Source organism: Paraburkholderia sp. EG286B, from assembly GCF_040965655.1.
Lineage (GTDB): Bacteria > Pseudomonadota > Gammaproteobacteria > Burkholderiales > Burkholderiaceae > Paraburkholderia.
The window spans coordinates 276145-296614 of sequence record NZ_JBFRCF010000006.1 but is presented as its reverse complement, the minus strand read 5'-3'; the positions used below and the strand labels follow the sequence as shown (position 1 = coordinate 296614).

Here is a 20470-nt window from a genome sequence, read left to right as displayed (position 1 = left end):
GACTGTCAAAGTCGCCTTGACGGTCTGTCCAACAAATTGTCGTTGCCTCGCGTAATGACCCGCCCGAGAATCGAACGCACGTTCACAAACCGTGAAGCGTGCCCGCGCGCCCATCAGAAGGGAGGCCATTGCGCAAGAGAACCGCATCACGCCACCGCGAAGCCATCTTTCCAGTGAGGTATGAGGCCATGTCCGTGCAGTCCCCGTCACCCGACTCCCCGTTCGTCGACTTGACCGCCATGATTCGCCAACGCACGGTGGAACACGGCGCGCGCGCGGCCATTGTCTGCGAAGACGAGACGGTCACGTTCGCCGCGCTCGATGCGCTGATCGACCGCTGCACTGCCGCGCTGCAGCGCGACGGGCTGGCTCCCGAAGACGTCGTTGCCATCTGTGCGTCGAGTTCCATCCCATATGCCGCCGTTTTCTTCGGCGCGCTTCGGGCGGGCCTCGCGGTCGCCCCGCTGTCGCCGTCGACGCACCCGGACAGCCTCGTCGCCATGCTGGAGAACTCGCGGGCGCAGATCCTCTTCGCCGACGACACGGTTCGCCAGTTGCTCGCGGGCGTCACGCTGCCGCCAGCGCTGCGCGTCATCGACATCAGTGCAGCCGGGCAATACGATGCCTGGCTCGCGCCCGTGGGCGCCGCGCCCCGGCAGGTGGAGATCCGGCCGGAGTGGGCCTTCAACATCATTTACTCGTCCGGCACGACCGGCGCGCCCAAAGGGATCGTCCAGTCGCACGCGATGCGCTACGCCTATACGCTGCGAAGCCTCGAGCGCGGATACGGGCCGGAGTGCGTTACCTTGATTGCGACGCCCCTCTATTCGAACACCACGCTGGTGAGCTTCTTCCCGACCCTGGCGCTCGGTGGAACGGTTGTCCTCATGCCGAAGTTCGATGCGAAGCAGTATCTCGAGCTTGCCGAGCGCAAGCACGTCACGCACACCATGCTGGTGCCGGTGCAATACCAGCGCATCCTCGGCCATCCGGACTTCGATCGCTACGACCTGTCCCGTTTCCACACGAAGTTCTGCACGAGTGCGCCGTTCGCGGCGGCCCTCAAGGCGGACGCCCTGCGCAGATGGCCCGGCAAGCTCACCGAGTTCTATGGCATGACCGAAGGCGGCGCGTCATGCGAGCTTTGCGCGGACGAGTTTCCCGACAAGCTGCACACCGTTGGCCGCCCGCTGAGCGGCCATGAAATGCGCCTGATCGATGCCGACGGACGCGAGGTCGCCACCGGGGAAGCGGGTGAAATCGTCGGGCGTTCGCCAGCCATGATGACCGGCTACTACCGGCAACCGGACAAGACGGCGCAAGCCGAGTGGTACGACAGCGATGGCCGGCGCTTCATCCGGACCGGGGATGTCGGCCGCTTCGACGCAGACGGCTTCCTCGTGCTGATGGACCGCAAGAAGGACATGATCATCTCGGGCGGCTTCAACATCTACCCGAGCGATCTGGAACAGGTGCTCGCCCGGCATCCCGAAGTCCTTGAATCCGCAGTGGTCGGCGTGCCGTCGGTACGCTGGGGCGAAACGCCGGTGGCGTTCGTCACGCTCCGGCGCGCTTCGCCATTGACCGCCGACGCGCTCGCCGACTGGGCCAACGGGCAATTGGGGAAGATGCAACGACTTGCCGACGTGGTGATCGTCGACGCGCTGCCGCGCAGCCCGATCGGCAAGGTGCTCAAGCGCGAGTTGCGCGAGGGTTTTCGCGGCGAGGTTGCATGACCGGCCGCCAGGCGCGGGAGTGCCCGTTTGCCCGTTTGCCTGTTTGCCTGTTTGCAGCCGGGCGGAAAAAAAAGCGCCACGTTTGCACGTGGCGCCTTGAAAAGTTCTAGCCATTCCGAGGGCCGTGCTAGAACCTGAGAGACGGTATTCGGATGCGCCGTGCCATCGGAAAAAGATACGCAATTATGCGAATTGCATAACACGAGGCACATTAAAACCCCGCAATGTTGCGGGGTCGAGGCGGATTGCCGAAATCGGGTTCCATTTTTTACCTACATGCTGACTAAGTCAAGCAAAATCTCGCCAAAATGCGCCAATCGTCGAGCTTCTGGCATCCATTACAATCGTCTGATAATTTGCACCCTAATTTAGGGAGCGACGTGTTGATCGAACGCAAACGACCGTACCGCGCGGCACGCCGCGCGGACTTTGTAACGCCTCGCGCGAAATCTCAAAACTGAAATCCTGTTTCGGAAAATTGTCCCGCCAATGACTTCCGCACCCGATTCGCGCCATCTTGATGAACCTCCGCGAGATAAAGACGGCGGCACCGACGAAGTGACCGCGCTCGCGCGCGGCCTTGCCGTCCTGCGCTGCGTCGCGGCCGCCGACGCGCCGCTCAGCAACCGCGAACTGACCGAGCTGACCGGCATTCCCAAGCCCACGCTTTCGCGCCTCACGGGCACGCTCGTGAGCACGGGCTTTCTCGCCCGGCTGCCCGACAGCGAACGCTTCGTGCTCACCTCGTCGGTACTGGAGCTGTCCAACGGCTTCCTGCGCAACTCCGACATTCGCAGCCGGGCGCGGCCGTTTCTCACGCGGCTGGCCGAGCGCACCGCGCTCTCGGTGCACCTGACCGTGCGCGACCGTCTGGACATGGTCGTGATCGACGCGATCCGCCCGCGCACCGCCGTGCTCGTCACGCGCCTCGAGGTCGGCTCGCGCATCGACATGGGCCGCACCGCCGTCGGGCGCGCCTACCTCGCCGCTCTCGATCCGCACGCGCGCGCCGAACTCACCGCCGCGTTGCAGACCTCGACCGGCAACGACTGGGGCGTCTTCGGCAGCCGGCTCGACGCGGCGCTCGCCGAGACCGCCGCCCACGGCTACGGCCTCGCGATCAGCGAGTGGTACGAGGGGCTCAACGCCATCGCCACGGCGTTCGCGGGTCCCAACGGCGAGATCTACGCCATCAACTGCGGCGGCGCCGCGCAGCAGTGCCCGCGCGAGTGGCTCGTCAGCCACGTCGTGCCGCTGATGCGCGAATGCGTCGCGCGCGTCGTCGACGAAATCGGCGGCGCCCTGCGCCTCCCCCACGCGACCTGACAACCCGAGCGTCTGCGCCTTACAAAAACACACGAAGGGTGTAACGCTCGTAACGTCTCGAAAGAAACGGCACTGGACTGTAACGAAGCGGGCAACGTAGCATCATGCTTTTTGGCGGCAAGGGCCAGCGCCGCCGCCCTTCGCCCGTAACGCCACCCAGCCGCCAGCGACGCCTTCCATGCCCGTGAGCGCATGGCGCGGCATGCGGGCCGCAGCGCGGCGCGTCCCGACATCTTGCTTGCGCACGGCCTGCGTAGCATCGGCGCGCGCCCGCTGCGCCGGCGCCGTGCGCTGCTGCGCGCGCTTCTGCGAGCGCTTCGCGGCCGGCCCCCTGTATTGCGCTCCGCCAAGAGCCTTCGAGAACCCCGCTTCGAGAACCTGTTACCGACCTGACCGATGGATCAACAAGAAAAGCGCCCGGATTCCCCCCGTAAAGACACGACGCCGCAGTCCCCCGCTCCGGCCGCCGCGAGGCGCGGCAAGGGCAAGTTCATCGCGCTGGGCGTGGTCATCGTGATCGCCGGCATCGTGCTCGCGCGCTGGCAGCCGTGGAACAAGGCGCTCTCGGGCGGCAACGCCGCACCGGCGGCCGGCGCGCACGCGCGTCGCGGCGGTCCGGGCGCCATGGCCAACATGCCGCAGCCCGTGAGCGTGGCCACGGCGAAGGCCGGCGACATGCCCATCGTCATCACCGCGCTCGGCACGGTCACGCCGCTCGCCGACATCACGGTGCGCACACAACTATCCGGCACGCTTCAGGACGTGTACTTCCAGGAAGGCCAGATGGTGAAAAAGGGCGACGTGCTCGCGCAGATCGACCCGCGCCCGTACCAGATCTCGCTCGCCAACGCCGAAGGCCAGCTCGCCCGCGACCAGGCGCTGCTCGCCACGGCGCGCCTCGACCTCAAGCGCTATCAGACGCTGCTCTCGCAAGACTCGATCGCGAGCCAGCAGGTCGACACCCAGGCCTCACTCGTCAAGCAATACGAGGGCACCGTCAAGTCCGATCAGGCCAGCGTCGATACCTACAAGCTCGACCTCACCTACGCGCGCATCACGGCACCCGTCTCGGGCCGCGTGGGCCTGCGCCAGGTCGATCCGGGCAACTACGTGACGCCCAGCGACACCAACGGCATCGTCGTGCTCACGCAGCTCGAGCCGATCAGCGTGATCTTCACGACTTCGGAGGACAACCTGCCCCCCATCATGAAGCAGCTGCGCGCGGGCACCAAAATGTCGGTCACGGCCTACGACCGCAGCAACACGACGATGCTCGAAGCCGGCTCGCTGCAGACCATCGACAACCAGATCGACACCACCACGGGCACCGTCAAGCTGCGCGCGAGCTTCACGAACCACGAACAAGGGCTCTTTCCGAATCAGTTCGTGAATGCGCGCCTGCTCGTCGATACGATCCACGACGCCGTGATCGTGCCCACATCGGCCGTGCTCAACGGCTCGCAGGGGCAGTACGTCTATGTCGCGAAGCCCGACAACACGGTCACGGTGCGGCTCGTGAAGGTCGGCCCCGTCGATGCCGAGCGCACCAGCATCGCATCGGGCCTCACCGTGGGCGAGCGCGTGGTGACCGACGGCTCCGACCGTCTGCGCGAAGGCGCGAAGATCACGATTCCCGCCGAGCATCCGCAACACGCGAAGGGGGCGTCGGGCGCCGCGGGCGCGCAAGGCGCCTCGTGGGCCGGCGCGGCCTCGGGCGCGCGTCATGGCCATCGCCACGCCTCGCAGACGCAAGCCCAGTAAGCCAGCATGAATCCATCCCGCGCCTTTATCCTGCGGCCGGTCGGCACGGCGCTGCTCATGGCGGCGATCATGCTGGTCGGCCTCGTCGCGCTGCGCTTTCTGCCGCTTTCCGCGCTGCCCGAAGTCGATTATCCGACCATCCAGGTGCAGACCTTCTATCCGGGCGCGAGCCCGGACGTAATGACGTCCTCGGTCACCGCGCCGCTCGAACGCCAGTTCGGGCAGATGCCGTCGCTCAACCAGATGTCGTCGCAGAGTTCGGCCGGCTCCTCGGTCATCACGCTCCAGTTCAGCCTCGACCTGCCGCTCGACGTCGCCGAACAGGAGGTGCAGGCCGCCATCAACGCGGCCGGCAACCTATTGCCCTCGGACCTGCCCGCGCCGCCGATCTACGCCAAGGTCAACCCCGCCGACGCGCCGATCCTCACGCTCGCGATCACCTCGAAAACGCTGCCGCTCACGCAGATCCAGGATCTCGCCGACACCCGCCTCGCGCAGAAAATCTCGCAGGTGGCGGGCGTGGGCCTCGTGAGCCTCTCGGGCGGCCAGCGCCCGGCCGTGCGCATCCAGGCGAATCCGCGCGCGCTCGCGGCCTACGGCCTGAACCTCGACGACCTGCGCACGAGCATTTCGAACCTGAACGTCAACACGCCCAAGGGCAACTTCGACGGCCCCACGCGCGCCTACACGATCAACGCGAACGACCAGCTGACCGACGCGGACGCTTACAAAGACGCCGTGATCGCCTACCGCAACGGCCGCCCCGTCATGCTCACCGACGTCGCGAACATCGTGCAGGGCGCGGAAAACACCAAGCTCGGCGCATGGGCCGACGGCACGCCCGCGATCATCCTGAACGTGCAGCGCCAGCCGGGCGCGAACGTGATCCAGGTGGTGGACAGCATCAAGGCGCTGTTGCCGCAGCTGCAGGAAGCACTGCCCTCTTCGCTCGACGTGCAGATCGTCACCGACCGCACCACCACGATCCGCGCCTCGGTGCGCGACGTGCAGTTCGAGCTGCTGATGTCGGTGGTGCTCGTGGTGCTGGTGATGTACCTGTTCCTCGCGAACATCTACGCCACGATCATTCCGAGCCTTTCGGTGCCGCTCTCGCTGATCGGCACGCTCGCGGTCATGTACCTGTGCGGCTTCTCGCTCGACAACCTGTCGTTGATGGCGCTCACCATCGCGACCGGCTTCGTGGTGGACGACGCCATCGTCATGATCGAGAACATCGCGCGTTACGTGGAGGCGGGCGACACCCCGCTCGACGCGGCGCTAAAGGGTTCGAAGCAGATCGGCTTCACCATCATCTCGCTGACGGTGTCGCTGATCGCCGTGCTGATCCCGCTGCTCTTCATGGGCGACGTGGTGGGCCGCCTGTTCCACGAGTTCGCCATCACGCTCGCGGTGACGATCGTGATCTCGGCCGTGGTCTCGCTCACGCTCGTGCCGATGATGTGCGCGAAGATGCTGCGCCACACGCCGCCGCCCGAAAGCCACCGCTTCGAGGCGCGCGTGCATGCGTTCTTCGACTACGTGATCGGCCGCTACGGCGTGGCGCTCGAATGGGTGCTCGCCCGCCAGCGCCTCACGATGATCGTGTTCCTCATCACGCTCGTGCTCACCGGCATTCTCTACGTGATCGTGCCCAAGGGCTTCTTCCCCGTGCAGGACACGGGCGTGATCCAGGCCATCACGCAGATGCCGCAATCGGTCTCGTATGCGTCGATGGCCGAGCGCCAGCAGGCGCTCGCCGCGGAGATTCTCAAGAACGAGAACGTGGAGAGCCTCACCTCGTTCATCGGCGTGGACGGCACCAACATCACGCTCAACAGCGGCCGCATGCTCATCAACCTGAAGCCGCGCGACGACCGCAGCGAAACGGCGAGCGAGATCATCCGCGACCTGCAAACGAGCGTGGCCCACGTGCCGGGCGCGACGCTCTATATGCAGCCGGTGCAGGACCTCACGATCGACTCGACGGTGAGCCCGACGCAATACCAGTTCATGCTCACCACGCCGAACATCCAGGACTTCACGACCTGGGTGCCGAAGCTCGTGCAGCGCCTGAGGCAGCTGCCCGAACTCGCGGATGTGGCGACCGACCTGCAGGACCAGGGTAGCTCCGTGTTCATCGAGATCGACCGCGCGAGCGCGGCGCGCTACGGCATCACGCCCGCGACGGTGGACAACGCGCTGTACGACGCCTACGGCCAGCGCATCATCTCGACGATCTTCACGCAGTCGAACCAGTACCGCGTGATCCTCGAAGCCGATCCGGTTCTGCGGCACTACACCGACGCGCTGAATTCGATCTACCTGCCCTCTTCGACCTCGACCACGGGCCAGGTGCCGCTGTCGGCCATCGCGAAGTTCCACGAGCGGCCCGCGCCGCTGCTCGTCACGCATCTCTCGCAGTTCCCGGCCACGACGGTCTCGTTCAACCTCGCGCAGGGCTCCTCGCTCGGCGCGGCGGTCAAGGCGATCCAGCAGGCGGAAAAGGACATCGGCCTGCCGGGCTCGTTCCAGACGCGCTTCCAGGGCGCGGCGCTCGCGTTCCAGGCGTCGCTGTCCAACGAGCTGTTCCTGATCCTCGCGGCCATCGTCACGATGTATATCGTGCTCGGCGTGCTGTACGAGAGCTTCGTGCATCCGATCACGATTCTCTCCACGCTGCCGTCGGCCGGGATCGGCGCGCTGCTCGCGCTGATCCTGACCGGGCACGACCTCGACATCATCGGCATCATCGGCATCGTGCTGCTGATCGGCATCGTGAAGAAGAACGCCATCATGATGATCGACTTCGCGCTCGAGGCCGAGCGCCACGAAGGCAAGCCGCCGCGCGAGGCGATCTACCAGGCGTGTCTGCTGCGCTTCCGGCCGATCATGATGACGACGATGGCGGCGCTGCTCGGCGCCGTGCCGCTGATCCTCGGCTACGGCGCGGGCAGCGAGCTGCGCCGGCCGCTCGGCATCGCGATCGCGGGCGGCCTGATCGTGAGCCAGGCGCTCACGCTCTTCACGACGCCGGTGATCTACCTCGCGTTCGACCGGATCGCGCAGCGTCTGCGCCGGCGCTTCGGCGGTGGTTCGCACGGCGCGGCGTCGTCTTCGTCGGAGAGCTGACGCGATGAATCTCTCGCGCCCGTTCATCTCGCGCCCCGTCGCGACCACGCTGCTCGCCGTCGGCATTGCGCTGGCCGGCCTCTTCGCGTTCACGAAGCTGCCGGTCGCGCCCTTGCCGCAGGTGGACTTTCCGACCATCTCCGTGCAGGCCACCTTGCCGGGCGCGAGCCCCGAAACGGTGGCGACCAGCGTGGCGAGCCCGCTGGAGCGGCACCTCGGCTCGATCGCCGACGTCTCGGAGATGACCTCGCAAAGCTCGGTGGGCAGCACGCGCATCACGCTGCAATTCGGCCTGAACCGCGACATCGATGGCGCCGCGCGCGACGTGCAGGCGGCGATCAACGCCGCGCGCGCGGACCTGCCCACGAGCTTGCGGCAGAACCCGACCTACCACAAGGTCAACCCCGCCGACGCGCCGATCCTGATTCTCGCGCTCACCTCGCCCACCTTGAGCGCGGGCCAGCTCTACGACTCGGCGGCCACGGTGCTGCAGCAGTCGCTCTCGCAGGTCGACGGCGTGGGCGAAGTCGACGTGAGCGGCTCGGCGAATCCAGCCGTGCGCGTGGAGCTGGAGCCGCATGCGCTCTTTCACTACGGCATCGGCCTCGAAGACGTGCGCGCCGCGCTAGCCTCGGCCAACGCCAACAGCCCCAAGGGCGATATCGAATTCGGTCCGCAGCGCTTCCAGCTCTACACCAACGACCAGGCGAGCAAGGCGAGCCAGTACAAGGACCTCGTGATCGCCTACCGCAACGGCGCGGGCGTGAAGCTCTCCGACGTGGGCGAAGTGGTCGATTCGGTGGAAGACCTGCGCAACATCGGCCTCGCCAACGGCAAGCGTTCCGTGCTCGTGATCCTCTACCGCCAGCCGGGCGCGAACATCATCGAGACCGTGGACCGCGTCGTCGCCATGCTGCCGCAGCTCAAGGCGTCGCTGCCCGCCGACGTCGAGGTGATCCCGACGTCCGACCGCTCGGTCACGATCCGCTCCTCGCTCAAGGACACCGAGCACACGCTCATCATCGCCGTGGCGCTCGTCGTGATGGTGGTGTTCCTGTTCCTGCGCAACTGGCGCGCGACGCTCATTCCGAGCGTGGCCGTGCCCATCTCGATCATCGGCACCTTCGCGGCGATGTACCTGATGGGCTTCTCGCTCGACAATCTCTCGTTGATGGCGCTCACCATCGCGACCGGCTTCGTCGTGGACGACGCCATCGTCGTGCTGGAGAACATCTCGCGGCATATCGAAAACGGCGTGCCACGCATGAAGGCGGCGCTGCTCGGCGCGCGCGAGGTGGGCTTCACGGTGCTCTCGATCAGCGTGTCGCTCGTCGCTGTGTTCCTGCCGATTCTGCTGATGGGCGGCATCGTCGGGCGCCTGTTCCGCGAGTTCGCGCTCACGCTCTCGCTCGCCATTGCGGTGTCGCTGGCCGTCTCGCTCACGCTCACGCCGATGATGTGCTCGCGCCTGCTCGAAGAGGCGCACGAGAAGAAGGAAGAAGGCCGCTTCGCGCAGTGGCTCGAACGCGGCTTCCAGCGCCTGCAGGGCGGCTACGAGCGCACGCTCGGCTGGGCGCTCACGCATCCGTTCGTCATCCTGCTCACGCTCATCGCGACGATCGCGCTCAACGTCGCGCTCTACGTGGTCGTGCCCAAGGGCTTCTTTCCGCAGCAGGACACGGGGCGCCTGGTCGGTGGCATCCAGGCCGACCAGTCCACCTCGTTCCAGGCGATGAAGGTGAAGTTCGCCGAGATGATGCGTATCGTGCAGGCGAACCCGGCCGTGGAATCGGTCGCGGGATTCTCAGGCGGGCGCGCGACCAACTCGGGCTTCATGTTCGTCTCGCTCAAGCCCAAGAGCGAGCGCAAGCTTTCCGCCGACGAGGTGATCGCGCAACTGCGCGGGCCGCTCTCGAACGTGGCGGGCGCGCGCACCTTCCTGCAGGCGGTGCAGGACATTCGCGTGGGCGGCCGGCAGTCGAACGCGCAGTACCAGTTCACGCTGCTCGCGGACAACACCGCCGATCTCTACAAGTGGGGGCCGAAGCTCACCGAGGCGCTGCAGGCGCGTCCCGAACTCGCCGACGTGAACTCGGACCAGCAGCAAGGCGGCCTCGAGTCGATGATCAACATCGACCGGCAGAGCGCCGCGCGGCTGAACATCACGCCCTCGCAGATCGACAACACGCTCTACGACGCGTTCGGCCAGCGCCAGGTCTCGACGATCTACAACCCGCTCAACCAGTACCACGTGGTGATGGAAGTCGCGCCGAAGTACTGGCAGAGCCCGACCATGCTCAACGAGATCTGGGTGAGCACCTCGGGCGGCACGGCGAGCGGCGCGCAGAGCACCAACGCGACGGCCGGCACGGTGACGGGCCCCACCACCGCCTCGACGGGCGGCACGGCCGCCACCACGGCGACGAGCGCCGCGGCCATCGCCGCCGATTCGGCGCGCAACCTCGCGACCAACTCGCTCGCCGCGAGCGGCAAGTCGAGCGCGTCGTCGGGCGCGGCGGTGTCCACGTCGAAGGAGACCATGGTGCCGCTCTCGTCGATCGCCTCGTTCGGCCCCGGCACGACGCCGCTTTCGGTGAATCACCAGAGCCAGTTCGTGGCCTCGACGATCTCGTTCAACCTGCCGCCCGGCAAATCGCTCTCCGACGCCACCCAGGCGATCTACGACACGATGGGCGAGATCGGCATGCCCGCGACGATTCACGGCAGCTTCCAGGGCACGGCGCAGGCGTTCCAGCAGTCGCTCGACAACCAGCCGCTGCTGATTCTCGCGGCGCTCGCGGCCGTGTATATCGTGTTGGGCATTCTCTACGAGAGCTACATCCACCCGCTCACGATTCTCTCCACCTTGCCGTCGGCGGGCGTGGGCGCGCTGCTCGCGTTGCTGCTCTTCAAGACGGAGTTCAGCATCATCGCGCTGATCGGCGTGATTCTGCTGATCGGCATCGTGAAGAAGAACGCGATCATGATGGTGGACTTCGCGATCCAGGCGTCGCGTGAGGGGCTGAGTTCGCGCGATGCGATCTACCAGGCCTGCCTGCTGCGCTTCCGGCCGATCATGATGACCACCTGTGCGGCGCTGCTCGGCGCGCTGCCGCTCGCGTTCGGGCGCGGCGAAGGCGCGGAGCTGCGCGCGCCGCTCGGCATTTCGATCGTGGGCGGTCTGATCGTGAGCCAGATGCTTACGCTCTATACGACGCCGGTGGTGTACCTGTACATGGACCGGCTGCGCGTGTGGTGGGATGCGAAGCGCGGGCGCGCGGCGCCCGCAGCGCAGGCGGAGTGAGCGTTCCTGCTGTAGACAACGGCTGAAGCGTGGCTTCAGCCGTTTCTTTATGCGCGTGCCCGTCGGGGCTCGCGCCGGCGCAAATGCGCCGGCAGGCACCGCACGATCAGATGCAGCAACAGCGGCACGATGATGCCGTCGTCCACGACACCGGCGACCGGCATCGCGAGATTGAACGGATCGAGCGCATAGAGCGCGAGCAGCGCCGTGGCGGGCACGAGCCACACGGGACGCCCCGGCTGGCGCAGCGCGTGCCACAGCACGCGCGCATCGCCCTTCACCACATGCCATAGCAACGCGATACGTTTCATCTGCTTCCTCCTTGCGGCTGGCGCGATCGATGCGCTCGCCGACTCAATGCTGCTCGTGGCCCGGTGCGTCCGAGCGCGACGTCCTCACCACGAGTCCATCCGGCGCGAAATGGGCGTTGAACATGCCGTCCCCCGCCACGCCGCCTTCGGCCCAGTGCCAGCTCCACACTTCCTCGTGGCTCAACGCGTATTTTGCTACCGTGGCCGGCTTGCCGAGCAGGCGCCGCACTTCGTCCTGCGGCATGCCCGGCACGACCTGCGCGATATTCTGCGCCGTGAGCGCCTGGGTCATCGCCACGAGCCTGCCGTTCGCGTCGAAGTCGAGCATCCACGTGGTGAGGCCGTTGGGCCCGCGCGGGTATTCGAGGCGCTGCGCGCCGTCGTCGTCCTCCCACACCATTTCGGGCTTGCCCGCCTGCCGGCGTACGTCCTCGACCGTCGACACGCCAATGCGCAGGCCGCCGAACGCCATCGAATCGGGCTTGATCGCGTTGACGGCGTCGGCGACCTTTTGCTGGTCGCACGCCGCGAGCAGCGTGGCGCAGACGGCGATCAGGGCCGCCGCGATCCAGGGTTTTCGTGACATATCGAGTGTGCGTTGCCGGCCGGGAGTGCCGGGAACTTGTTGGGACAGCGGCGCGGCCGGAACGTTCGACGCGGTCGCGACGCTCAGAGTTTCTGCGCGATCGCCAGCGTGAAAATGCGCGCCCAGCGCTTCGCTTCGCGCTCGCTTTGCATCGGCAGTTGCCAGAGCGGGCGCTTCGGATCGGCCACACGCAGCGCCACGTGCCAGCCATTGGCATCGCGCGCCGACTGCGCGCCTTGCAGGTCGGCGAAGATATACGCGCCATGCGCGCCGCCCTGCGTCAGCTCGCAAAAGCGCTTGCCGGCCGCGAGACGGGCCTCGCCCCAGGCGCCGGCCACGCGGTGCGTCCAGTCGCCTTCGCCGCGCACGTTGGGCGCCACGTCGCGCATCCGGCGCCACCACCAGGCGATGAGCGCGACGAACAACGCCGCGGCCAGCACGGCCGCGCCCACGGCAACGCCCGTGCCGAACTGCGCCGCGATGGCGTTGAAGGACCAGTACGCGCCGTAGACGAGCGCGGCGAAGGCAAGTAGAACAACGACGATCGGCATGCGAGGAATCCGTGCGGCGGGAGAGAAAGGCCAGGGCGAAACGCGGAGGGATGTCTGGGATAGATCGCGACAAGGCCCGCGCGCATGGCGGGCCTCGTTCGACTACGGTTTGCGATGACTCGCGATCACTACTGCTGCGGATGCTGCGTGGCCCATTCCTTCAGGGCGCGCAACGTGTTCGTCACGTGCTGGTCCGGCGACAGGCTCGTGTATTCGTAGATGATCTTGCCGTCCGGCGCGATCACATACGAGACGCGATTGGCCATCGACTCGTGCATCGGCATCGACGCGTCGTACGACTTGATGATCTTCGAGTCTTCGTCGGCGGCCACCGGGAACTTGCTGCGGCACTCGCTCACCGAGAACTTCGTGAGCGTGTCGATGTTGTCGTGCGAAACGCCGATCACGGTCGCGCCGTACTGCTTGTACTGATCGACCGCTTCAGCGAATTCGTGCGCCTCGATCGTGCAACCCTTCGTGAACGCGGCCGGGTAGAAGTACACCACCACCGGCCCTTTCTTCAGCTCCGAAGCGAGCGAATAGGTGTAGGTCTTGCCACCCAGCGATGCCTGGGTCGTGAAGTCGGGTGCGGCATCGCCCGGCTTCAGTGTCGCCTGTGCAGACAGCGTAAAGAGCGCAAGCCCGGCGCAGACGAGCGCCGCGGCTCCCGCCGCAAAGAACCTCGGTTTCATGTCAAATGCCCTCGAGTTGAATCGCCACGCCGGCGCGCGTTTTGCCCGCGGGTCTTGCCCATCATGCAAATGAGACGCATGACGCTGCGGCGATACCAATATTGGATCACACAATTGCGGCACCCGCAGCGCGCCCCCCCGGCGCCAACCTTACGATCTGGTTTCAACCCTCGGCATACGCCGTGAACCACGCGCCGGCCCACAGGTTCAACTCGCCGAGCAGCGGCGGCGTGAGCGCGTTGAACATGCCGCCCGCCTCGCGCGCGAGACGCTGCGCGCCGTCGTGATCGCCGCGCTCGGCCGCGGTCGCGATGCGCAGCAGCGTGCCGAGCTCGCCGCGATGACCGTCGACGGCCTCGACGATCTCGCGCGCAAGGCCGAGACGATCGAGCGTGTTCTCAGGCGTCGAACCCACCAGCACGTGCACGAGGGAGAAGATGCCGGTCATGAAGGCGGCATCGGCGAAATCGGGGTCCTGCGGGCTCAGGCTGCGTGCGGCAAGCTCCATGAAGTGCGAGCGCGTGCCCGCGAGCTGCACGAGCGGGTCCGAGCCCCAGGGCAGGTCGCGTCCGCTCGCGTAAAGCAGCAGTTGCGCCCAGCGCGCGATCTGGCGCGTGCCCGCCGCGAGCACCGCTTCGCGCAGCGACGAAATCGGCCGCCCCGGCGAGTACGCGCTCGAATTGACGAGGCGCAGCAGTTGCACCACTACGCCCGGGTGACTGCGCAGTTCGCGCTCGAGTTCGGCCGTGCCGACGTCGTTGGCCACCAGCGCGAGCAGGCGTACGAGCGCGAGGCGCGAAGCGCGCACGCGCGGCGCGCGCAGCACCTGCGGGCGCGCGAAGAAGTAGCCCTGAAACAGCTCGAAGCCGAGCGACGAGGCCAGTTCGAAGTCCTCGCCCGTCTCGACCTTCTCGGCGATCAGCGTCTTGCCGTGCGCGGCGAGGCTCGCGACGAGGCCGGGCAGCGCCGCGCGCTCGGTCTGCAGCAGGTCGACCTTGATGATGTCCGCGTACGGCAAGGCGCGCAGCAGGTTCTCCGTGATCTCGCACACGTCGTCGAAGGCAATGCGGTAGCCGGCGCGGCGCAGTTGCGCGAGACGCTCCAGCACCGCGGCGTCGAAGCGCACGTGTTCGAGCACCTCCAGCACGAAGCGGCCCGGCGGCAGCAGATGCACGATGTCGTCGAACAGCAGCTCGCGGCTGATGTTGACGTAGCCGTAGTGACGGCCGAGCACCGCGGGCACGCCGAGCTGGCCGATCGTGCGCGTCATCACCTGGGCCGTGGCGAGCGCGTCGTCGTCGACGTCCGCGCGGTTCTGCGCGCCGCCGCGGAACAGCAGCTCATAGGCGTTGAGCGCGCCATTGCGATCGAGAATAGGCTGCCGCCCGAGATAGACGAACGGCTGCGGACCGGTTGATGACCCGGGAGCAAGGCCGGGTTGTGAAGCTGACGGCATAGAAGGCGCGGAACCAGGGGTGCCCCTGCCCGCATCGTCTCGCGCAGCCTCGCTTGCCGGCGCGGCAAACGCTGACGATGAATCGGACATGGCGGATGACTCGTACGGATGGAATGGCCGGTAATGGCCGCCGACGCGCCGGGCCGCCCCTGCGGCCCGCAAGACGGGCGCTTCACGCGCGCCGACCCATCGCGCATGGCGAACGGCGTCTCGACCGGCGCCACTTTAACCGAATCTGGACGCCACCGCACCGATCTCCCGTCACGTTTATGCGTGAGGTGTTTTTTCGGTCGCCGCGGCTAAAGATTTCCCGTCCGGGGTCGATAACTTGCTCTGATGGGCGGCTTCAGCCGGATATGGAAACCGGCCGGGACGCCACAGACAAACAAAGGGTTGCCAGCGACAGACATGGAAGCGAACAGGATCTCCGCGCCCCGCCAGGGCTGGTTGCGCACGGTCGTCGACCGGTTTTACGCGCTTGCCGGCCTCAAGGGCATTGCCGGCGACCCGCCCATGCCTGGCGACGCGAACGCCTCTCATGCCGCGCAGGCACTGGGTGCAGCGCAAGCGGCCGAAGCCGCCGTCGACCAGGGCGCCGCGCCGCTCGTGCCCCTCTCAACTCCCGCAGCCGGACCCGACTACGCCGACGCCGTTTCGCTCTCGTTCGAGAACACGGCCGCGGCGGTGGACTTCCTCGTCCACGTGGACGCGAGGCTGCACTTTCTTTACGTCTCCGACGCGAGCCTGCGCTTCGCGGGGTATCACCGCGAGTTCCTGCTCGGCGCGACGCTCGCCGACATCGTCACGCCCGAGCATCACGAGCGCCTCGAGGCGCTGATCGCGCGCGCCGCGCACAGCGGCGCCGTGGAAAAAGACACGGTCGACCTCGTCAAGGCCCTCACCTACCCGCTTCCCGTGGAGCTGCGCGTGCAGCGCGCACAGTATGGCGAGACGGCCGGCTTCGCCGTGGCGGGCTTCGACGTCTCCGGCTGGCAAGGCACCGAGGCCGCGCTCACCCACGCGCTCCATCACGACCCGCTCACCGGCCTGCCCAACCAGACCGCGCTTGCGCCCGCGCTGCAGCGCGCCCAGGCCGACGCGGACCATTTCGGCGTGCCGGTGGCGCTGCTGCTGCTCGACCTCGACGACTATCAGCGCGTGAACCGCGCGCTCGGCTATGACGCCGGCGACGAGCTGCTGCGCGAAACCGCGCGGCGCCTCACCCACCTCGCGCTGCAGGGCGAAATGATCGCGCGCATCGGCAGCGACGAGTTCGCCATCCTGATCACGCCGCAACGCCACGCCGCGCCCGACGAAGTGCGCGCGGCCGCCGAAGCGCTCGGCCGCCGCCTGCTCACCTCCATCCTGCAGCCGTACTCGTTTCGCAACCAGCCCGTGCACCTTTCGGCGAGCATCGGCATTGCGTTCCATCCGGACCAGCGCCCGGATGCCTCCGGCCTGAGCGACGCCGATGCCGGCGCCGACACCACGCCGCTCATCCGCCGCGCGGACCAGGCGCTGCAGCAGGCCAAGGCGATCGGCGGCAACACGCTGACGTTGCACGTGCCCGTCGACGATCCCACCGACGCCATGCGCCTGAAGCTGGAGTCGGACCTCTACGACGGTGTGCGCAACGGCGAATTCTCGCTACACTTCCAGCCCATCACGAGCAGCGCGTCGCGCGGCGTGGTCGGCGTGGAGGCATTGATCCGCTGGCAACATCCATTGCACGGTCTCGTGCCGCCTTCAACATTTATTCCGCTTGCGGAATCCGTCGGCCTGATTAATTATCTCGGCAACTGGGTTTTGAAGGCTGCCTGTATGCAACTGACCCAATGGGACGAGCAAGGCATCGAGCTGCAGTACGTGGCGGTCAATGTCTCGCCCCAGCAGTTCCGCAATCCGCGGTTCAGGGAAAGTGTCGAGGAGGCGATCGAGCTCACCGGAGTCGATCCGTGCCGGCTCGTGTTCGAGATCACCGAAAGCCTGCTCATGCACGATCCGCAGCATGCGAAAACGCTGCTCGAAGAGTTCACGTCGCTTGGCATTCGCTTCGCGGTGGACGACTTCGGCACCGGGTATTCGAGTCTCGCGTACCTGCAGCGCTTCCCGCTCTCGAAGCTGAAGATCGATCGAAGCTTCGTCGAGAACCTCATCACTTCGCGCAACGATCAGGCGATCGTCAACGCGGTGGTGGGGCTCGCGCGTACGCTCGATCTCGAGCTCGTGGCCGAGGGCGTGGAGACGGAGGCGCAGCGCGAGCTGCTGACGAACATGGGTTGCGAGCACATCCAGGGATGGCTCGTCTGCAAGGCGCTGCCTTCAGAAGAATTGCAGCAGCGCTTCGTTTCGGGTGCGTTGCACGTGCACGAGGTGCAATGATGCGGGCATCGCAAACCGCAGGGCTTTCGCGAAATTGACATGGTTCAGATGGTAAAGGCCGTCCTGCTAGACCGCTTGTGGGCCCGCATGAATGAACGCGGGGACTTCCCCTTGCTGTCGCAATCGCTGCGCACCACGGTCGCGGCGATGACCAACGACGACTACGATTTCAGCGCGCTCGTGAAGGTCGTGCTCTCGGATTTTGCGCTCACGCAGAAGGTGCTGCGTCTCGCCAATTCGGCCATGTACATGGCGTTCGGCGGCAACATCACGACCGTCACGCGCGCGCTGATGGTCCTCGGCATGGACGCGGTCGGCCATCTCGTCGTCGGCCTGAAGATCGTCGATCACTTTCACCACAGCGCGCCGCGCCGCATCGACGCCAAGCTCGAACTGAACCGCACCATGCTCTCGGGCTGCGTCGCACGCAAGCTCACCGAGCACGGCGACCTGCGCGCGGGCGAAGAGGCCGTGGTCTGCACGCTGATGCGCCAGGTGGGCAAGCTGCTCGTGGTGTTCTATCTCGAACCCGAGTGGGACCAGATCCGCCGCGAGATCGATGCAGGCTCGAGCGACGACGAGGCCTGCCTCGAAGTGCTCGGCGTGACCTTCGAAGAACTCGGCCTCGAAGCCGCCACGCGCTGGCGCCTGCCCGACACGATCCGTTCGGGCATGCGCCAGTACGACCCGGCCGACAAGGAACCGCGCGACGTGCAGTGGCTGCGCGCCATCACGAACTATTCGACCGAAGTCGCGCGCGTGCTGACCACCCAGGGCCTCTCCGAAGAGATGCGCGAGACGCATATCGCCGAGCTTGCGCAGCACTACGGCCGCGCGCTCTCGACCGATGCCGATGTGCTCGTGCAGATGAGCCTCGCGCTCGCGCGCGAGGAAGCCGAAGACGGCGTGATGCGCGAGATCGTCGAATTGCGCGCCAACGCCGACGCCATCGCCCGCGAAGCGCTCGATCCCGAGGCGCGCATTGCGGCCGGCGTCGAGGACCTGCGCGCATTGCCGGCCGACAGCGCGCTGAGCACCGCCCTCACGCTCGCAACCGAAACCGTGCTCGCGGGCCTCGGTTTCGCACGCAGCGTGGTGTTCGTGCGACGCGGCGCGAACATGTTCGAGGCGCAGCACGGCTTCGGCCCCCACATGGGCGACGTGCTGCCCAAGCTCGCGTTCTCCGCCGCGTTCCAGCCCGACGTGTTTCACCTTGCCATCGCGAACAAGGTCGGCATCTTCATCGAGAATGCGCGCGACGCGAAGATTCTCGCGCGCCTGCCCGGCTGGTATCGCTCGAGCTTCGACGACGCGCGCGCGTTCGTCCTGCTGCCCGTGGGCGCGCCTGGCGTCGAACCCGTTGCGCTGATGTACGGCGACTGGCTCGTGAACCAGGAGCCGCGCCGCATTTCACAGAAAGAGATGAGCGCGTTGAACGACCTCGCGCAGCAGCTCGCGCGCTTCTTCACGCACGTACCGCAGACCGCCTGAGTCCTGCCTGTCCCGACTGAATCTTGACTGAGCGCGGCGCCGCATCGCTTCGCGGCACCGCCCCGCCCGCTCAATCCTCGATCCGTTCCAGCCCCTCGTCTTCCGCGTCGCGGCCGGACGTGCCCGCCCATTCCGCGGCCGTGAGCGTGATCGCCGCGACCGTCGCGGCGTCGAGCGGCTCGAGTTCCGCGCACAGCGCATCCACGCGGGCCCAGTCCGCACGCTCGAGCGCCTCGGAAAGTTCGAGCAGCCGCCCGAGCGCGCCCTCGCGCTTCACGATCGCCGTGCGGATCGGCTTGGCCAGCGTGAGGACTTCGAGCGTGCTTTCGAGCGGACCGCCGAACACCGCCTCGACGAACGAGAACACCCCCACGAGGAACGCCGCGTCTTCCTCTTCGAGGTGTGCCTTGGCAAGCTGCGTCACCGCGATTTCCATGAAGCGCGCGCGCGTGGCCACGAGTTGCAGCAGCGGGTCGTCTTCGGCGGCGATCTTGCGGCCGTCGGCGTAGAGCAGCAACTGCGTCCAGCGCGCGATCGCGTTGGTGCCGGTCGCATTGATCGCCTCGCGCAGCGTCGTCACCTTGCGGCCGATGTTCATGCTGCCCGAGTTGGCGAGCCGCATCAGATGCATCACGAGCACGGGGTTGAGCTTCAGTTCCGCTTCGAGCTGCGCGACGGTGGGTTCGGCCGCAAGCAGATGCAGCAGGTTCAGCAGCGCCTGGCGCGGCGCGCTGGAGCGGCGCGCGCCGCCGTGCGGTTTCGCGAAGAAGTAGCCCTGGAAGCGGTCGAAGCCGAGTGCGTGCGTGCGCTGATAGTCTTCCTGGGTCTCGACGCCGATGGCCACGAGAAGCTTGCCCGCCGCCTTCATCACGCTCGCGAACTTCGGCAGCACCTCGGGCGCGATCTCGCGGATATCGATCTTGATGGCGTCCACATATGGCAGCAGTTTCGCGAGCGACTCATCCGCCTTCGACACGTGGTCGAGCGCGAAGCGGTAGCGGCGGCGGTGCAGCTCGACGAGCCGCGCGATCAGGTCCGCGTCCGCGCCGATGTCCACGGGCAACTCGAGCATGACGCGCTCGGGGCTCACGCGCAGCAGGCCGTCGTGGAAAAGCGCATCGCGCGTCATGTCGAGCCAGGCGGGATGGCCCGCGAGCGAGGCGCGCAAGCCGGGCGCGGCGAAGCTTTTGAGGAGCGCAGTGCTCGTGGCGGAAGGCTTGGGCGTCAGGCCCGAGGCCTGGTCTTTGGCGGCCGCTTCGGCCTCTTGTTCGATTTCGGCGCTTTCGCGCCGGTCCACGAGGCGCGGCGACGTCTCGAACGCGCAGAGGAGGCCCTCCCGGTCGAGCATCGGCTGGCGCGCGAAATACACGTCGATGGGCGGGCCGGCGTGTTCCGGCGACTGCGTGCTGCCCGCGACTCCTGACATCTGCGGCCGGTCTGCGGCGTTGAAGCTCATGGGGTCCCCCCGCGCGGCGCCGCGCGCATGGCGGCGCTTTGGTCTTGTTTCCTGGCATGCCGCAACCGTTTGCGCTTCGCACACATTGCGCGCCGGACGCGGCACTTTCTTGTGTCGATTTTATCCTGGCAAGTAAGGCGCGGAAATGAAGTTCTGCGCGATCCGCGGGATTTTTTTGTAGTTTTTGCAGTGCCGCACGCGTCACCGGCGCTGCGTTGCCGCTCGACGCAAGAACGATTTGATACGCAATCCGAAGTAAAGGCGCAAAAAAACCGGCCGGCTGGATTTC

General features: G+C 66.8%; 13 protein-coding genes. 7 read left to right on the top strand and 6 right to left on the bottom strand.

Going from position 1 to position 20470, the window contains the following annotated elements; translation table 11 throughout:
• Positions 1 to 188: 188 nt before the first annotated feature.
• The 5 genes from AB4Y42_RS15475 to AB4Y42_RS15455 all read left to right on the top strand — a co-directional run bounded on the left by AB4Y42_RS15475 (position 189) and on the right by AB4Y42_RS15455 (position 11256).
• Entirely contained in the window at positions 189 to 1736 is a 1548-nt protein-coding gene (locus tag AB4Y42_RS15475) for a class I adenylate-forming enzyme family protein (protein WP_368694661.1), read from the top strand.
• Between the two features lie 489 nt (positions 1737 to 2225).
• Entirely contained in the window at positions 2226 to 3062 is an 837-nt protein-coding gene (locus AB4Y42_RS15470) for an IclR family transcriptional regulator (RefSeq protein ID WP_368694660.1), read from the top strand.
• A 396-nt stretch (positions 3063 to 3458) separates the two neighbouring features.
• Entirely contained in the window at positions 3459 to 4823 is a 1365-nt protein-coding gene (locus tag AB4Y42_RS15465) for an MdtA/MuxA family multidrug efflux RND transporter periplasmic adaptor subunit (RefSeq protein WP_368686465.1), read from the top strand.
• Between the two features lie 6 nt (positions 4824 to 4829).
• Positions 4830 to 7952, top strand: coding sequence for an MdtB/MuxB family multidrug efflux RND transporter permease subunit (locus AB4Y42_RS15460; RefSeq protein ID WP_368694659.1), 3123 nt, complete (start codon positions 4830 to 4832; stop codon positions 7950 to 7952).
• Positions 7953 to 7956: 4 nt separating this feature from the next.
• Positions 7957 to 11256, top strand: coding sequence for an efflux RND transporter permease subunit (locus tag AB4Y42_RS15455; RefSeq protein ID WP_368694658.1), 3300 nt, complete (start codon positions 7957 to 7959; stop codon positions 11254 to 11256).
• 47 nt (positions 11257 to 11303) lie between these two features.
• On the opposite strand, the gene AB4Y42_RS15450 is transcribed toward AB4Y42_RS15455, so the two are convergent.
• The 5 genes from AB4Y42_RS15450 to AB4Y42_RS15430 form a co-directional block, all read right to left on the bottom strand.
• Entirely contained in the window at positions 11304 to 11567 is a 264-nt protein-coding gene (locus tag AB4Y42_RS15450) for a hypothetical protein (protein WP_368686468.1), read from the bottom strand.
• A gap of 43 nt (positions 11568 to 11610) precedes the next feature.
• Positions 11611 to 12153 (bottom strand): hypothetical protein, encoded by a 543-nt coding sequence (locus tag AB4Y42_RS15445; RefSeq protein ID WP_368686469.1) that lies wholly within the window; start codon positions 12151 to 12153, stop codon positions 11611 to 11613.
• 83 nt (positions 12154 to 12236) lie between these two features.
• Positions 12237 to 12704: a hypothetical protein gene (locus AB4Y42_RS15440; RefSeq protein WP_368694657.1), complete on the bottom strand. Its 468-nt coding sequence runs from the start codon at positions 12702 to 12704 to the stop codon at positions 12237 to 12239.
• Positions 12705 to 12832: 128 nt separating this feature from the next.
• A complete protein-coding gene (locus AB4Y42_RS15435; RefSeq protein ID WP_368694656.1) occupies positions 12833 to 13396 on the bottom strand; it encodes a peroxiredoxin in 564 nt (187 codons plus the stop codon).
• A gap of 163 nt (positions 13397 to 13559) precedes the next feature.
• The gene (locus AB4Y42_RS15430) at positions 13560 to 14852 is read right to left on the bottom strand and encodes an EAL and HDOD domain-containing protein (RefSeq protein WP_368686472.1); all 1293 of its coding nucleotides are present in this window, start codon (positions 14850 to 14852) and stop codon (positions 13560 to 13562) included.
• Between the two features lie 408 nt (positions 14853 to 15260).
• Here AB4Y42_RS15430 and AB4Y42_RS15425 point away from each other — a divergent pair, with 408 nt between their 5' ends.
• Together AB4Y42_RS15425 and AB4Y42_RS15420 are read left to right on the top strand one after the other, a co-directional pair.
• Positions 15261 to 17234 carry a putative bifunctional diguanylate cyclase/phosphodiesterase gene (locus AB4Y42_RS15425; RefSeq protein ID WP_368694655.1) on the top strand — a complete coding sequence of 658 codons (1974 nt, stop codon included), beginning with the start codon at positions 15261 to 15263 and terminating at the stop codon, positions 17232 to 17234.
• A gap of 48 nt (positions 17235 to 17282) precedes the next feature.
• Positions 17283 to 18725 (top strand): HDOD domain-containing protein, encoded by a 1443-nt coding sequence (locus tag AB4Y42_RS15420; RefSeq protein WP_368694747.1) that lies wholly within the window; start codon positions 17283 to 17285, stop codon positions 18723 to 18725.
• 70 nt (positions 18726 to 18795) lie between these two features.
• Here AB4Y42_RS15420 and AB4Y42_RS15415 read toward each other — a convergent pair whose 3' ends face one another.
• Positions 18796 to 20181: an EAL and HDOD domain-containing protein gene (locus tag AB4Y42_RS15415; RefSeq protein ID WP_368694654.1), complete on the bottom strand. Its 1386-nt coding sequence runs from the start codon at positions 20179 to 20181 to the stop codon at positions 18796 to 18798.
• Between the last annotated feature and the right edge of the window lie 289 nt (positions 20182 to 20470).

Bases quoted from the DNA above. Each gene is read 5' to 3' on its own strand.
- AB4Y42_RS15450 (WP_368686468.1), bottom strand. From the start codon at position 11,567: ATGAAACGTATCGCGTTGCTATGGCATGTGGTGAAGGGCGATGCGCGC.
- AB4Y42_RS15475 (WP_368694661.1), top strand. From the start codon at position 189: ATGTCCGTGCAGTCCCCGTCACCCGACTCCCCGTTCGTCGACTTGACC.
- AB4Y42_RS15435 (WP_368694656.1), bottom strand. From the start codon at position 13,396: ATGAAACCGAGGTTCTTTGCGGCGGGAGCCGCGGCGCTCGTCTGCGCC.
- AB4Y42_RS15430 (WP_368686472.1), bottom strand. From the start codon at position 14,852: ATGCCGTCAGCTTCACAACCCGGCCTTGCTCCCGGGTCATCAACCGGT.
- AB4Y42_RS15440 (WP_368694657.1), bottom strand. From the start codon at position 12,704: ATGCCGATCGTCGTTGTTCTACTTGCCTTCGCCGCGCTCGTCTACGGC.
- AB4Y42_RS15455 (WP_368694658.1), top strand. From the start codon at position 7,957: ATGAATCTCTCGCGCCCGTTCATCTCGCGCCCCGTCGCGACCACGCTG.
- AB4Y42_RS15445 (WP_368686469.1), bottom strand. From the start codon at position 12,153: ATGTCACGAAAACCCTGGATCGCGGCGGCCCTGATCGCCGTCTGCGCC.
- AB4Y42_RS15425 (WP_368694655.1), top strand. From the start codon at position 15,261: ATGGAAGCGAACAGGATCTCCGCGCCCCGCCAGGGCTGGTTGCGCACG.
- AB4Y42_RS15420 (WP_368694747.1), top strand. From the start codon at position 17,283: ATGGTAAAGGCCGTCCTGCTAGACCGCTTGTGGGCCCGCATGAATGAA.
- AB4Y42_RS15465 (WP_368686465.1), top strand. From the start codon at position 3,459: ATGGATCAACAAGAAAAGCGCCCGGATTCCCCCCGTAAAGACACGACG.
- AB4Y42_RS15460 (WP_368694659.1), top strand. From the start codon at position 4,830: ATGAATCCATCCCGCGCCTTTATCCTGCGGCCGGTCGGCACGGCGCTG.
- AB4Y42_RS15470 (WP_368694660.1), top strand. From the start codon at position 2,226: ATGACTTCCGCACCCGATTCGCGCCATCTTGATGAACCTCCGCGAGAT.
- AB4Y42_RS15415 (WP_368694654.1), bottom strand. From the start codon at position 20,181: ATGAGCTTCAACGCCGCAGACCGGCCGCAGATGTCAGGAGTCGCGGGC.